The organism is Actinokineospora lacus (assembly GCF_053813445.1).
The window spans coordinates 177,351-191,224 of sequence record NZ_JBQERA010000008.1 but is presented as its reverse complement, the minus strand read 5'-3'; the positions used below and the strand labels follow the sequence as shown (position 1 = coordinate 191,224).

At 70.1% G+C, this 13,874-nt stretch carries 13 protein-coding genes; 2 read left to right on the top strand and 11 right to left on the bottom strand.

Annotation, left to right across the window (positions count from 1 at the left end; translation table 11 throughout):
* Positions 1-136 precede the first annotated feature (136 nt).
* From ACTG9Q_RS21270 to fabI, 9 genes are all read right to left on the bottom strand, one after another.
* On the bottom strand, positions 137-1,324 hold the full coding sequence (locus tag ACTG9Q_RS21270) for a Gfo/Idh/MocA family protein (protein WP_455574590.1): 1,188 nt from the start codon (positions 1,322-1,324) through the stop codon (positions 137-139).
* Between the two features lie 41 nt (positions 1,325-1,365).
* Positions 1,366-2,412, bottom strand: a complete 1,047-nt coding sequence (locus tag ACTG9Q_RS21265) for a substrate-binding domain-containing protein (RefSeq protein WP_455574589.1) — start codon at positions 2,410-2,412, stop codon at positions 1,366-1,368.
* A 41-nt stretch (positions 2,413-2,453) separates the two neighbouring features.
* On the bottom strand, positions 2,454-3,458 hold the full coding sequence (locus ACTG9Q_RS21260) for an ABC transporter permease (protein WP_455574588.1): 1,005 nt from the start codon (positions 3,456-3,458) through the stop codon (positions 2,454-2,456).
* Entirely contained in the window at positions 3,458-4,978 is a 1,521-nt protein-coding gene (locus tag ACTG9Q_RS21255; protein WP_455574759.1) for a sugar ABC transporter ATP-binding protein, read from the bottom strand. Before ACTG9Q_RS21255 ends, ACTG9Q_RS21260 begins: the two co-directional genes overlap by 1 nt.
* Positions 4,979-5,227: 249 nt before the next feature.
* Positions 5,228-6,490, bottom strand: a complete 1,263-nt coding sequence (gene serS / locus ACTG9Q_RS21250) for a serine--tRNA ligase (RefSeq protein WP_455574587.1) — start codon at positions 6,488-6,490, stop codon at positions 5,228-5,230.
* An 18-nt stretch (positions 6,491-6,508) separates the two neighbouring features.
* Positions 6,509-7,546, bottom strand: a complete 1,038-nt coding sequence (locus tag ACTG9Q_RS21245) for a beta-ketoacyl-ACP synthase III (protein WP_455574586.1) — start codon at positions 7,544-7,546, stop codon at positions 6,509-6,511.
* Positions 7,543-8,121 (bottom strand): flavin reductase family protein, encoded by a 579-nt coding sequence (locus ACTG9Q_RS21240; RefSeq protein ID WP_455574585.1) that lies wholly within the window; start codon positions 8,119-8,121, stop codon positions 7,543-7,545. Before ACTG9Q_RS21240 ends, ACTG9Q_RS21245 begins: the two co-directional genes overlap by 4 nt.
* Positions 8,118-8,588 carry a MaoC family dehydratase gene (locus ACTG9Q_RS21235; RefSeq protein ID WP_455574584.1) on the bottom strand — a complete coding sequence of 157 codons (471 nt, stop codon included), beginning with the start codon at positions 8,586-8,588 and terminating at the stop codon, positions 8,118-8,120. The genes ACTG9Q_RS21240 and ACTG9Q_RS21235 overlap by 4 nt, the downstream gene beginning before the upstream one ends.
* Positions 8,585-9,397: an enoyl-ACP reductase FabI gene (gene fabI, locus ACTG9Q_RS21230; RefSeq protein WP_455574583.1), complete on the bottom strand. Its 813-nt coding sequence runs from the start codon at positions 9,395-9,397 to the stop codon at positions 8,585-8,587. The genes ACTG9Q_RS21235 and fabI overlap by 4 nt, the downstream gene beginning before the upstream one ends.
* A gap of 219 nt (positions 9,398-9,616) precedes the next feature.
* Here fabI and ACTG9Q_RS21225 point away from each other — a divergent pair, with 219 nt between their 5' ends.
* The gene (locus ACTG9Q_RS21225) at positions 9,617-10,402 is read left to right on the top strand and encodes an AfsR/SARP family transcriptional regulator (RefSeq protein ID WP_455574582.1); all 786 of its coding nucleotides are present in this window, start codon (positions 9,617-9,619) and stop codon (positions 10,400-10,402) included.
* Here the strand turns inward: ACTG9Q_RS21225 and ACTG9Q_RS21220 are convergent.
* Both ACTG9Q_RS21220 and ACTG9Q_RS21215 read right to left on the bottom strand, forming a co-directional pair.
* Positions 10,370-11,188 carry a helix-turn-helix domain-containing protein gene (locus ACTG9Q_RS21220; protein WP_455574581.1) on the bottom strand — a complete coding sequence of 273 codons (819 nt, stop codon included), beginning with the start codon at positions 11,186-11,188 and terminating at the stop codon, positions 10,370-10,372. The genes ACTG9Q_RS21225 and ACTG9Q_RS21220 overlap by 33 nt on opposite strands.
* Positions 11,189-11,557: 369 nt before the next feature.
* On the bottom strand, positions 11,558-11,755 hold the full coding sequence (locus tag ACTG9Q_RS21215; protein WP_455574580.1) for a hypothetical protein: 198 nt from the start codon (positions 11,753-11,755) through the stop codon (positions 11,558-11,560).
* 318 nt (positions 11,756-12,073) lie between these two features.
* Between ACTG9Q_RS21215 and ACTG9Q_RS21210 the strand changes: the two genes are divergently transcribed.
* Positions 12,074-13,777: an ElyC/SanA/YdcF family protein gene (locus tag ACTG9Q_RS21210; RefSeq protein ID WP_455574579.1), complete on the top strand. Its 1,704-nt coding sequence runs from the start codon at positions 12,074-12,076 to the stop codon at positions 13,775-13,777.
* Positions 13,778-13,874: the final 97 nt, after the last annotated feature.

The window sequence follows — 13,874 nt, the reverse complement described above, 5'->3', positions numbered from 1 at the left end:
CGCGACTTCTCTTGCCTAGCACAGTTAAGCTCTCCTCGTTCTCACGCGATTGGGAACACCAGGAAGGGCGGAAATCCTTTCTCGGTTAGGTGGTGTCGCCCCTGGCCCGCACGCCCGAGGCGACACCACCCCAGGGTCAGCTCAGAGCTGCCCCGGTCATTTCGGCGCGGCCGTTGCCCGCCGCGCCCAGCACCCCGATCGGTGTCCACACCGATCCGGCCGCCGCGCTGTCCTCCACCGCCGCCAGCACCCGCTGCACCTGGAGCCCCTCGGCGAACCCGGGAGCGGGATCGCTCCCGGTGGCGATGGCCTCCAGCAGGTCGGCGACCTCGTGGGTGAAGGTGTGCTCGTAGCCGAGCAGGTGCCCCGGCGGCCACCACGCGCCGACGTAGGGGTGCTCGGCCTCGGTGACCAGGATTCGGCGGAACCCGGCCTCGGCGCCGGGGTCGGCGCCGTCGTAGAAGCGCAGCTCGTTCATCGACTCGAAGTCGAAGGCGATGCTCCCCAGGCTGCCGTTGACCTCCAGGCGCATGGCGTTCTTGCGGCCCAGGGCGTAGCGGGTGGCCTCGAACGAGCCGACCGCGCCGTCGGAGAAGCGGGTCAGGAACAGCGCGGCGTCGTCCACTGTCACCTCGCCGGGCCCGTCGTCGGACGGGCGGGTGCGCACGAACGTCTCCGAGATCGCCGAGACCCCGGTGACCAGCTGCCCGGTGACCCACTGGGCGGCGTCGACGATGTGCGCGCCGAGGTCGCCGAGGGAGCCCGACCCGGCCTTGTCCTTGCGCAGCCGCCACGTCATCGGCGCGGTCTCGTCGGCGAGCCAGTCCTGCAGGTACACCGCGCGCACGTGCCGGATCTGCCCCAGCCTGCCCTCGGCGACCAGCCGCCTGGCCAGCCCGAGCGCCGGGACGCGGCGGTAGTTGAACGCCACCATCGACCGCACGCCCTTGGTGGCCGCCACGGCCGCTGCCGTGGCCATCGCCTCGGCCTCGGCGACGGAGTTGGCCAGCGGCTTCTCGCACAGCACGTGCTTGCCCGCGGCGAGCGCGGCCAGCGCGATCTCGGCGTGGGTGTCCCCCGGGGTGCAGATGTCGACCAACTGCACGTCATCCCGCGCGACCGCGGCGCGCCAGTCGGTCTCGGCCACCGCCCAGCCCAGCCGCGCCGCCGCGTCCCGGGTGCGGGCCGCGTCGCGACCGCAGAGCACCGCCAGCCGCGGCGCCAGCGCCACCGGGAAGAACCGGTGCACGCTGCGCCACGCTTGGGAGTGCACCGCGCCCATGAACGCGTGCCCGATCATCCCGATGCCGATCTCCCCGCTCATCCCTCGCCCTCCGTCATCTCCGCACTCCGCCCGTGGCCTGGTCAGGACTCGAAGCCCACGTCGGCGTACTGGTCGACGTTCTCCTTGGTGACCACGGCCGAGTAGGTGGTGATCGAGGCGGGGACCTCGTGCTCGGCGAGGTCGGCGACGCCCTTGCTCTGCCCGAGCAGGCGGGCCAGCGCGATCGCCGAGGACGCCATCGACGGGCTGTAGAGCACGGTGGCCTTGACCACGCCGGAGTCGGCCTTGATCAGGTCCATCATGTTCTTCGAGCCCGCGCCGCCGACCATGATGAACTCCTTGCGGGCCGCGCTGTCGATGGCGGCGAGCACCCCGATGCCCTGGTCGTCGTCGTGGTTCCACAGGGCGTCCATTTTGGACGCTCCCTGGAGCAGGTTCGCGGTCTGCTGCTCGCCGGTCTCCGGGGTGAACCGCGCGGCGACCCGGGGGCCCACCTTGAAGCCGTGGCCCGCCAGCGCGTCGGCGAAGCCCTTGCTGCGCTCCTGGGTCAGCGGCAGCTCGTCCATGCCCGCGACCTCGCCGATGACCGGGGCGGACACGCCCTTGGCCTTCATCTGCTCGGCGATGTAGTTGCCCGCGTTGACGCCCATGCGGTAGTTGTCGCCGCCGATCCAGAGCCGGTAGGCCAGCGCGGTGTCGAAGATCCGGTCGACGTTGATCACCGGGATGCCCGCGTCCATCGCCTGGCGGCCGACGGCGGTGAGCGCCTTGCCGTCGAAGGGCAGGATGACCAGCACGTCGACCTTGTCGTTGATGAGCGACTCGACCTGGCCGATCTGCTGGTTGACGTCGTTGGTGCCCTCTGTGGCCTTGAAGGTGACCTCGGAGAACTGCTCGGCCTGCGCGCGGGCGTTCTTGGTCATCGCCGCCATCCAGCCGTGGTCGGCGGCGGGGGCGGAGAAGCCGATGGTGACCGGGGCGCCGGGGGCGCCGCTCTCCCCGGTCTGGCCCGCGACCGCGGCGGTGTTGTTTTGCGGGGCCTCGTTGGACGTGCAGCCGACGAGGACGGCCGAGGCGCCCACGGCGGTGGAGCCCCACAGGAATTTCCGGCGGTCGAATGAGGGCATGGCGAACTCCAGCGGTGTTGGTGTGCGGGTGGAGGTGCGGGCTATCTGGTGTCGGCGCGCCTGCGGGAGGTCGTGCGCTGCAGCAGGACCGCGGCGACGATGATCACGCCCTTGGCGATGTTCTGGACGTCGGTGTCGAGGTTGTTCTGGGTGAAGATGCTGTTGAGCACGGTGAAGATCAGCACGCCGATGAGGGTGCCGATCAGCGTGCCGCGCCCGCCGCTGAGCAGGGTGCCGCCGATGACGACCGCGGCGATGGCGTCGAGCTCGTAGAACATGCCGTTGGTGGACGACCCGGAAGTGGTGCGGGCGATGACCATGATCGCGGCGATGCCGCAGCAGAGCCCGGCGATGCCGTAGACCATGGCGGTGTGCCGCTTGACGTCGATGCCCGCCAGCCGGGCGGCCTCGGCGTTGCCGCCCACGGCGAAGGTCCTGCGGCCGAAGGTGGTGCGGTTGAGCACGACCCAGCCGACGGCGAAGACCAGGGCCAGCATCCAGATCAGCACCGGGATGCCGAGGAACGCGCCGCGGAAGAAGTCGGTGAACGCGGTCTCGCTCACCACCCGGGTGCGGCGCCCGGAGAGCCGCTCGGCCAGGCCGCGGGCGGAGGCGTACATCGCCAGCGTGGCGATGAAGGGCACGATCTTCCCGTAGGAGATCAGGACCCCGTTGACCATCCCGCAGCCCAGGCCCACCAGCAGCGCGCACAGCACCATGACGACCGGGCCGTACGCCTGGGTGGCCACCGTGGTGGTCCACACGCTCGCCAGCGCCACGATCGAGCCGACGGACAGGTCGATCCCGCCGCTGATGATCACGAACGTCATGCCGACGCTGACCACGCCGATCGCCGCGGCCAGCCGCAGCATGGTGGAGATGTTGGCCTCGGTCAGGAAGCTCTCCGGGCGGGTGGCGTAGCCCACGACGCACAGCAGCACCAGCACGCCCAGCAGGCCGGCCAGCCGCAGGTCGAGCCTGCCGGTGTGCTTGGCGGGCGCGCCCGGCGGCGGTGCCGTCGCGCGCACGGCGGTCTTCTCCGCCATCAGATCGCCTCCTCGGGTTCCAGGGCGTCGTCGGCCAAGACGGCACTGCCCTCCATGACGATGTCGAGGACCGCGGCCTCGGTGAGGTCCGCGGCGGGCCGGTCGGCGGCCACGTGTCCGTCGCGCAGCACCAGCACCCGGTCGGCGAGACCGAGCACCTCTGGCACCTCGCTGGACACCAGGACCACCGCGACTCCCGCGGCGGCCAGTTCGTGGATGAGCCGGTAGAGCTCGGCGCGGGCGCCGACGTCGACGCCGCGGGTGGGCTCGTCCAGCAGCAGGACCCGGCAGCCGCGGACGAGCCAGCGGGCCACGACGGCCTTCTGCTGGTTGCCGCCGGAGAAGGTGCTCACGAGCCTGCGCGGGTCGGCGGGGCGCAGGTCGAGGCGCTCCAAAGTGGCCTTCGCGTCGCGGTGCTCGCGGGCGCGGTCGAGGAAGCCCGCCTTGCTGTAGAAGGGCAGGCTGGCGAGGGTCACGTTGTGGGCGACGGGCAGGTCGAGCAGCAGGCCCTGGCTCTTGCGCTCCTCCGGCGCCAGCCCGATGCCCGCCTTGACCGCCGCGGCGACGCTGCCGGGCCGGACGACCTTGCCGTTGACCCTGACGACGCCGGAGTCGGCCTTGCGCGCGCCGAAGACCGTCTCCAGGATCTCGCTGCGCCCCGCGCCGACGAGACCGGCGATGCCGACGATCTCCCCGGCGTGCACGGTGAAGCTGATGTCGGCGAACTCCTTGTGCCGGGTCAGCCCGGTGACCGTCAGCACTTCCCGCGACCTGTCCACCGTGGAGGTGTCGCGGGTGGGGAAGACCGCCTCCACCTTGCGCCCGGACATCAGGTCGACCAGCTCGGCGGTGGGGGTGTCGGCGGGCAGCCCGGTGGCCACCGTCCGGCCGTCCTTGATCACCGTGACCCGGGTGCCGATGCGCCGGATCTCCTCCAGGCGGTGGGAGATGTAGACGATGGCGACGCCGTCGGCGGTCAGCTCCCCGACGATGCGGAAGAGGTTGTCCACCTCGTCGGAGGCCAGCGCCGCGGTCGGCTCGTCCATCACGATCAGCCGGGCGTCGTGGGCCAGCGCGCGGGCCATGGAGACCAGCTGCTGCCCGGCCGAGGAGAGGGTGCCGACCTCGCGGTCGGGGTGGATCTCGGGGTGGCCGAGCCTGCGCATGAGCGCTGCCGTCATCGCCCGCGCGGCCCCCTTGCTGGCGAAGCCGAACCGGGCGGGCTCGTGGCCGAGGAAGATGTTCTCCGCCACCGAGATGCCCGGGACCAGGTCGAGCTCCTGGTACATCGTCGCCACGCCGAGGCGCAGGGCGGCCACCGGCGAGGTGAGCCGGGTGGGCTCGCCGCGCCAGTGGATCTGGCCGCTGTCGGGCTGGTGCGCGCCCGCCAGGACCTTGATCAAGGTCGACTTGCCCGCGCCGTTCTGCCCGAGCAGGCAGTGCACCTCCCCGGGCTCGACCACCAGGTCGACCCCGTCCAGCGCGCGCACCCCGGGGAACGTCTTGACGATCCCGGTCATCGCGAGCAGACCCCGCACATCGCCTCCACGTCGAGGAGCTGTTGATCGAGGTGTCTCACCTCACAGCCGGCAGCCTCATCCAGGGGGATAGCGCTCGCAATAGTCCGAGTGGAGCAGTGGTCACCTCTCACTTTTGTCGAGCTTCAGCAAAAGTGTGCTCGGAGCTGGCCGAACTTGTTCACACACCTGCCGTATCTGGAAGATGGCGGGTTTGTGACTGTCACTGATCGGACACCGTCGTCATCCGGGTCAGGACGTCGTGCCGTCGGGGTTGATGCGGCTGAAGCGCGTGTACGGGACGAGGGCCGCGGGGATGTCGACGCCGCCGTCCGCGCTCTGGTGCTGCTCCAGGATGGCCAGGAACGTGCGCCCGACCGGCAGGCCGGAGCCGTTGAGGGTGGCCGCGAAGCCGCGCGCGCCGCCGCCCTTGTACCGGATGCCCGCGCGCCGGGCCTGGAACGTGCCGGTGTCCGAGCAGGAGGAGATCTCCCGGTAGCGCTGCTGGCCGGGCAGCCACACCTCGATGTCGTAGGTGTAGCGCGCCGAGAAGCCGAGGTCGCCCGCCGCCAGGGCGACCACCCGGTAGGCCAGGCCGAGGCGCTTGAGGCACTCCTCGGCGTGGCCGACCATCAGCTCCAGCTCGGCCCGGGACCGGGCCGGGTCGACGACGCGGACCAGCTCCACCTTCGTGAACTCGTGCATCCGCAGGATGCCGCGGGTGTCCCGGCCGTAGGACCCGGCCTCGGCGCGGAAGCACTGGGTGCGGGCGGTCATCGCCAGCGGGAGCGCGGCGAGGTCCAGGGTCTCCCCGGCCACCAGGTTCGTCAGCGGGACCTCGGCGGTGGGCACCAGGAACAGCTCGCGCCCGCCCACCGCGGTCCGGAACAGGTCGTCCTCGAACTTCGGCAGCTGGCCGGTCCCGGTCATCGTCTCCCGGTTGACCAGCGTCGGAACCGAGTACTCGGTGTAGCCGTGCTCGGTGGTGTGCAGGTCGAGGAAGAACGCCCCCAGCGCGCGCTCCAGCGCGGCCCCGGCGCCGACGGCGACCGAGAACCGGGCGCCGGAGAGCTTGGCGGCCCTGCCGAGGTCCAGGATGCCGGTCGACTCGCCGATGTCGGCGTGGTGGCGGGGCTCGAAGTCGTACGTCCTGGGCACGCCTACCCTGCGCACCTCGACGGCGTCGGTGTCGGACACCCCGTCGGGCGCGTCGGCGTCGGGCAGGTTGGGCACCACCATCAGGAAGTCGGCGAGCGCCTGCTGCGCGACCCGCTGGCGGGCCTCCACCTCCTGGATCTGCTCCTTGACCTCCCGCGCGCGCTCGCGCACGGCCTCGCCGCCGGTGCGGCCCTCCTTGGCCAGGCGGTTGGCCTCGGTGCGCAGCTTCTGCAGCACGTCGTTCAGCTCGCCGCGCTCGCGGACCAGCTCGGCCAGCGCGGCGGTGTCGAGGGCGTGGCGGCGGCGGGCCAGGCTCTGCGCGGCCCCCGGTTCGGTCAGTGCCTTGGCGTCGTGCACGGCGCGGTTGTCCTTTCCTCAGCCCGCCAGCGCGCTCACCGGGCGCGGCAGGACGGAGATGTGCGCGGTCAGGGCGGGCCACACCAGCGTGGTCGCGCCCCAGGTCAGGCCGCCGCCGAAGGCGGTCAGCAGCAGGCGCTCGCCCGCGTGCAGGTCGCCGTCGACCGACGCCTCGGCCAGCAGCACGCCGATCGAGGCCGCCGCAGTGTTGCCCATGTGGTCCACGTTGGACACCACCCGGTCGGGGCCGATCTCCAGCCGCTCGCCCACCGCGACCGAGATCCGGTTGTTGGCCTGGTGCGGCACGAACTTGTCCACATCGGAGATGGTCAGCCCGGCGCGGGCCATCGCCTCGTGCGAAGAGGCCGCCATCCGCTCCACCGCGTGCCGGTACACCTCGCGCCCGCGCATCTGGAAGAAGTAGTCCTCCGGCGGGGCCAGCGTGCCCGAGGAGCGCTGCCGGGAGCCGCCCGCGGGGATCTGGATGAGGTCGGAGAGGCTGCCGTCGCTGCCGAGCACGATCGGCCCGACCGCGCCGGGCTCCCGCGGCGAGCCCGCGCGCAGCACCAGGGCGCCCGCGCCGTCGGCGAAGATCACCGCGGTGCCGCGGTCCTGCGGGTCCAGGATGGTGGAGAAGGTCTCCGCGCCGATCATCAGCACCGTCTCGGCGTTGCCCGCCGCGATCAGGCCGACCGCGCTGGCCAGGCCGTACAGGAACCCGGTGCACACCGCGTTGACGTCGTGCGCGGACACCCCGGTCATCCCCAGGCGGGTGGCGACCTCCGGCGCGGTGGCCGGGCACAGCCGGTCGGGCGTGGTGGTGGCCACGATGACGGCGTCGACGCGGTCCATGCCCGCCGAGCGCAGCGCCAGCTCGCCCGCGGCCACGGCCAGGTCGCCGGTGGACATCCCCGGCTCGACCCAGCGGCGCGCGGCGATGCCGGTGCGCGAGCGAATCCACTCGTCGGAGGTGTCGAGGTAGGCGCAGAGGTCGTCGTTGGTGACGACGCGGGGCGGGATGGCGGCCCCCACCCCGGTGACGACGGCGGCGGTCATCGTGGCGCCCCGACGGAGCTGGCTGTCATGGGTTCCTCCTCGGTGGCGTACGGGTGGGCCTGCCGCTCGGGCAGGCTGCGCAGGTCGCCGTCGTGCAGCTGGCCCGCGAAGCTGAGCAGCGGCAGGCCGTCGCCGGGCACGCCGGTGAAGACCTCGGCGACGAGCAGGTGGTGATCGCCCGCGGGCAGGAACGAGCGCACCTGGCAGCCCAGCGCGGCCAGTGAGCCGTCGATGAGCGGGGCTCCGCTGAACGGGTCGGCCGACCACCCGACGCACTCGAACTGGGTGAGCCCGCGCGGGCGGCGCGGGTCGGCGAACCAGCTGGCCAGCGCGGCCTGGCGCGCGGTGAGGATGTTGACGGCGAAGCGCGCGCCCGGCTCGCCGACCAGGTCGCCGAACTGCGACCCGCGGCGCAGGCAGGTGGCCAGCAGCAGCGGGTCGCGCGAGACCGCGCTGACCGAGCTGACGGTGGCCCCGTGGGCGCACTCGCCGTCGCGGAAGGTGAGCACCGCGACGCCGGAGGCCAGCTTGCGCAGGGCGACGCGGTTCTGGGTGGCGATCTCGTCGGTGATCACGAGGCGCCCACCAGGGCCGCGGCGTGGTAGAGGAAGATCATCTCGGCGGTGAGCACGGCGCCCTTCTGGCCCTCGACCTCCACCGAGACGCCGAGGGTGACCTCGGTGTAGCCCTTGGGCCGGGGGCGGACGGCGGCCAGCTTCACCGTGCCGCGGACCCGGCAGCCCACCGGCACCGGCTTGCCCAGGCGCACCTTGTCGAAGCCCTTGTTGAGCACCAGGTCGGCGCCGTCGACGCTGAGGGTGTCGGTGACCATCGCGGGCAGCATCGACAGCGTGAGCAGCCCGTGCGCGATCGGCACGCCGAACGGGCCCGCCGCGGCGCGCACCGGGTCGACGTGAATCCACTGGAAGTCCTGGGTGGCCTCGGCGAACTGCTGCACGCACAGCTCGGTCAGCGGGTACCACTGGCTGGTCCCCAGCGTCGAGCCCGCGTGCGAGGCCAGCTCGCTCAGCGGGATGCTCACCGGACCGCCGCGATCTCGCGCACCTGCTCGGGCACCGGCACCGCGGGCACCGTGCCGCCCACGGCGTGCACACCGCCGTCGACGTGGATGACCTCGCCGGTGACCGCGGGCAGCCAGTCCGACCACAGCGCGCAGACCGCGCGCCCGACCGGGGTGGCGTCGTCCTCGTCCCAGCCCAGCGGGGCGCGCTCGCGCCAGACGGTCTCGAACACCCCGAAGCTCTTGATCGCGTTGGCCGCGATGGTGCGCAGCGGCCCGGAGGCGATCAGGTTGACCCGGATGTTCTGCGGGCCCAGGGCGTGGGCCAGGTAGCGGTTGGCGCTCTCCAGGCCCGCCTTGGCCACGCCCATCCAGTCGTAGCCCGGCCAGACGACGGTGGCGTCGAAGTCCAGGCCGACGATGGAGCCGCCGCCGGTCATCAGCGGGGCGAAGGCGCGCCCGAGGGCGACGTAGGAGTAGGTGGAGACGTGCAGGGCGGTGGCGACCTGCTCCCACTCGGCGGTGAGGAACCCGCCGTCGAGGGCGTCGGCCGGGGCGTAGGCGATGGAGTGCAGGACGCCGTCGAGCCCGCCCCAGGTCTGCTCGACGCGGGTGACGACGGCGGCGACCTGATCGGGCTGGGTGACGTCCATCTCGTAGACGTCGACCCCCAGGTTCTCGCCGAGGCGCTCGGTGATCCGCAGGCCGCGGCCGAACCCGGTCAGCACGACCTGGGCGCCCTGCTCGAGCGCCAGCTTGGCGGCCGCGTAGGCGATGGACTTCGTCGACACCACTCCGGTGACGAGCAATCGCTTTCCGTGAAGGAACATCGCTACCTCATCGGGGTTGGACGGTTCGGCACGCACCGATGCTCACGGTCGGTCCTGACGGTCGGTTGATGGGGAGCTGACCAGGTGGTGTCGGTTGCGCCAACCGGCACACACGAGAGTGAGGAACCTGTCTAGTATCAGAGTACGTCTTGCATCAGAGTTCTGATTCATGGAAGCATTCTGCAACGCTAGGGCACCCGCCCACCCACAGGAGTGACCATGCTGACCTATCGAATCCTCGGTCCGATCGAGGTGCAGGCAGAGGGGGAACCAGTCGAGATCAACGGGACTTTCCAGCGCACCCTGCTGGCCGCCCTGCTGGTCAACCACGACCGCCTGGTCCTGACCGACTCGCTCATCGGTGAGCTGTGGGAGCACAATCCCCCACGCAACGCCGAGAACGCGTTACAGGCTCACATAAGCCGGCTGCGCAGGCGCTTACGCAGCGTCGACCCCGACGAGCGAGCAGGCCGGTTCCTGAGCATGCCCTCCGGCTACCGCCTCTGCCTCAACGGCGACAGCGTCGACGCCGACGTGTTCACCCACGCGCTGCTCGACGTCAGGGCGAACACCGCGCTGACGCCGATGGAGATGATCTCCAAGCTCCGCGACGCGCTGACCCTGTGGCGCGGGCCGACCTTCGGCGGCAACCTGGGCGGCTTCATCTGCCAGGCCGCGGCCGTGCGCTACAAGGAGTACCGCGCCGCGGCGCTGGAGCGGCTGTTCGAGGCCGAGCTGCGGATCGGCAGGCACAACGAGATCGTCGCCGAGCTCAGCGAGCTGGTGGAGAGCGAGTCGCTGAACGAGCGGCTCTGCCAGCAGCTGATGGTGGCCCTCTACCGGGGCGGCCGCCAGCGGGACGCGCTGGCGACCTACCAGCGGATGCGCGGTCGGCTGATGGACGAGCTGGGTGTGGAGCCCTCGCCGGTGCTGCAGAAGTGCCAGATGGCGATCCTGGCCCACGACCCGGTGCTACAGCCACGGCCGGTCCCCGCGCACTCCTAGCTCCGCGATCAGCTCGCGGGACTGCTCGGGGTCCAGGGCGCGGCCACGCAGGTCCTCGAGCACGCCCTCGTAGTCGGCCACCGCGTCGGGGTCGTCGTAGTAGTAGGCGGAGCGCCTGGTCTCCTCGTGGGCGACGGTGAGGTCGTCGGCGCGGAACAGCTGGAACGCCCTGACCAGCGGCGGCGGCCCGGCGACCGGGATGACCCGCACGGTGACGTTCGGGCGGGCGACCATGGCGAGCAGGTGGTCGCACTGCTCGGCCATCGTCTCGTCCCCGCCGACCCGCCTGCGCAGGGCGTGCTCGTCGGTCAGGAAGTGGAGCACCGCGGGCTCATCGGCGGTGAGCGTCCCCTGCCGCCGCAGCCGGGCGTTCACCTCCTCCTCGGTGCTGACCAGCTCCCGCGCGTACGCCCCGGTCTGGAGCAACGGGGTGACCGCCGCCGGGTCGAACACCTCGATCTCCCTGGCGAACGCCTCCAGCCCGAGGGCCAGCTCGTGGTCGTGCACCCCCGACCCGGCCTCCCGCTCCGTCGTCCTGGGCCGCGCCACGGCCAGCAGCTCGACCAGCCGAGGCAGCCGCTGGGCGGCGTCGAGGTGCTGGGCCATGACCTCCAACGCCGGTCTGCTCGGCAGGTTCTTGCCCGCCAACAACTGGGTGAACGACGCCCGCGAGACACCGAGGCGCTCCCCCATCTCGGCATGCGTCACCCCGGCCTTGGCACACATCCGCTCCAGCTCGTACCGCAGCAACCGCCGCGCCACCACCGGCCCAACGCTCACCCGCACGCCGACACCACCTCCCTACGGGGGTTACCTTGTCTACCTGTAGACAAAGCGCCCTTTCCCCCAGCTTCTACATGTACCCTTTGGACAGCGTGATTTCCTTTGCTGGCAAGGATAGTAAGCGTAGAGCCCGACACTTCCGACATCCGCCGAGCCCGCCCGCGCCGGTCTCCGGCCACAACTAAGCAGCACTCGCTAAGACCAAATCGCCCTACCTAGTAGGGGGTCTAGGCCATCGAACAGTGACGGCGCGGCCGGGGGGCTGTCGCCACACCCCGGCCACGCCGTGTCCGATCCCGTCAGATGTCGAAGTTCTTCAGGTGTGGGCGTCAGGATTGGCCAGCCACACGAGCTACGCGGTGGGCGTGGCTGTCACGCCCCAGCCTCGCCATCCAGTTCACGGAGCCGCGCTTTCGCCTCAGCGAACACCACGGCCAACCTGTCCACCATGTCTTCCGTGATGACCATGCCCAACGACCCGGCATGCGACCCGAACTCGATCTGAAGCTGCTCCCCGCACACTTCCGGCTTGATCTCACAGGTCGAGTCCAGATCTACCCAGGCGCTCACAGCGATCCCATGACGAGTGAACATGTTCCGGTTTCCTCTCATTGCTGATCATCCCCTCTTGCCGGCCATGGCCGTCTCACCACCACTCTGGGGTCGCGCCGTCGCCACGCTGCGGCAGGGGTAGGTCGGCGTGCCGTATTACAAGCTTGGCCAGGGAACCCTGGGCAGCGGAACGAACGGCTGTAGCACTTCCGTTGCACTTGTGGTGCACCACGTCCCTGTGGCGTGGTTGCATGGGAACCGAAGGGGGTGCCGAGCGTGGCGTCAGTCCGACAGTGGACGGGTCGGGAAGCACAAGCACTTCGCCGTGCCACGCGAATGAGCATCCGCGCCTTTGGTGAGTACCTCGGCGTCGGTATCCGCACCGTGACCAAGTGGGAGTCCCTGGGCACGGAGACGACCCCGCGGCCGGAGAAGCAGGCCATCTTGGATACAGCGCTCTCGCGCGCCGACGCGGACGCCAAGCTGCGTTTCGAGCTGTTGCTGATGGCCGAGGGCAACGCCCCGCTCAAGGCCTACTACCAACGCGCTCCGCGCGAGTGGGACTACGAAACCTGGACGGACGACCTCGGACGGGCGGCAGCCTGCCTCGCGCGGCAAGACTTCACGTTCGCGGCCAGCCTGGTTGACCGCTGGCTCCGGCGGTTCGACCCCCACAGCCTGGACAACCACGGGTTGTACCTCCACGCCCGTTCACTGGTGCTACTAGGGGACTTGCAGCGCGACCAAGGAGACATCCACGGTGCGTTTTCCGCACAGCGGACCTACCGCAAGGCGCAGCGACTCTTTCAAGAGTTGGACGTGCCCAGGCGGGCTGCGCAGACCGAGCTGTCGCTGGCGGTCATTGAGGAAATGGGTGGACGTTTAAAGCCTGCCGCCAAATGCTATGAGGCGCTGGCCGAGGACGATCGACTCGACCGCCGTGACCGCGCCCGCGCCAAACTGTGGGTAGGCACCTCGCTGACCAAGGAAGGCAATACCGCCTACGCCGTGCGCGTCATGAGTGACGCCACCCGCAGTTTCGAAGACCTCGAAGAACCAACAGACTGGTCAGTGGCACATCAAAAGCTAGCATTGGCACATCGGAGTTCAGGCGACTTGTCCAGCGCTCTGCGCTACATCGAGGTGGCACTGTCCACGCGCGCGACGGATTCACCCATGCAGCGCGTCCGCCTGGATACCGCCCACGCCCATATACTATTGTCCGACAAAGCAACGGCGAACAGCGGATTCGAATTGCTGACCCGGGCCGCAGGAACTGCCAGCGAGTACGGAATGCCACACCAATCGGCCAGCATCGAAGGCATCCGCAACGCCTTCGAACGGGCACACGGCACCAAGCAGAGGACGAAACGCCCTATGACACCGACAGGCATCACCGAGCATCACCGGCGAGATGCCGAATTGATCTGGGACTACCATCAGATGGGGCACGAACTGCACCCCTGCGACGTGGCCATCGGACTCGGCAGCCATGACCTTGGCGTGGCCAGGTACACGTCCGAGCTATACCAGGCAGGCATGTTCCCGCTGGTGGTATTCAGCGGGGGCAACAGCCCCACCACGGCGAAGCGATTCCCGCGCGGTGAAGCCGTGCACTACCGCGAACACGCCATGTCCAACGGCGTGCCCGACAGCGCCATCCTGGTGGAGCCCAAGGCGGGAAACACTGGCGAGAACATCTCCCTGTCGCAGGCGGTGCTGGCCACACACGGCTTGGCACCCCGCACAATCATGATCATTTCCAAGCCCTACATGGAACGCCGCGCCTTCGCCACCTGTCAGTTTGCATGGCCAAACGTCGAAGTCGTGTGCACCTCAGAGCCGTTGACGTTCACGGACTACGTGAAGTCCATCGGCGATGAGCGGCTGGTCACCGACATGGTGGTGGGTGATCTGCAACGGATCATCGAGTATCCCAAACTAGGCTTTGCCGCACCCCAAGACGTGCCTGCTGATGTCATGGCCGCCTACAACCGTTTGCTTGATGCGGGTTTTGACAGCCGCCTGCTTGGTACATAAGAGGACACAACGGGACAGAGGGCACTGTCGCACTAGCTGCCTTCGGTACGAACTGGGAGCAAGGAGGCCCCCATAGGTCACCCGATATACGACTACC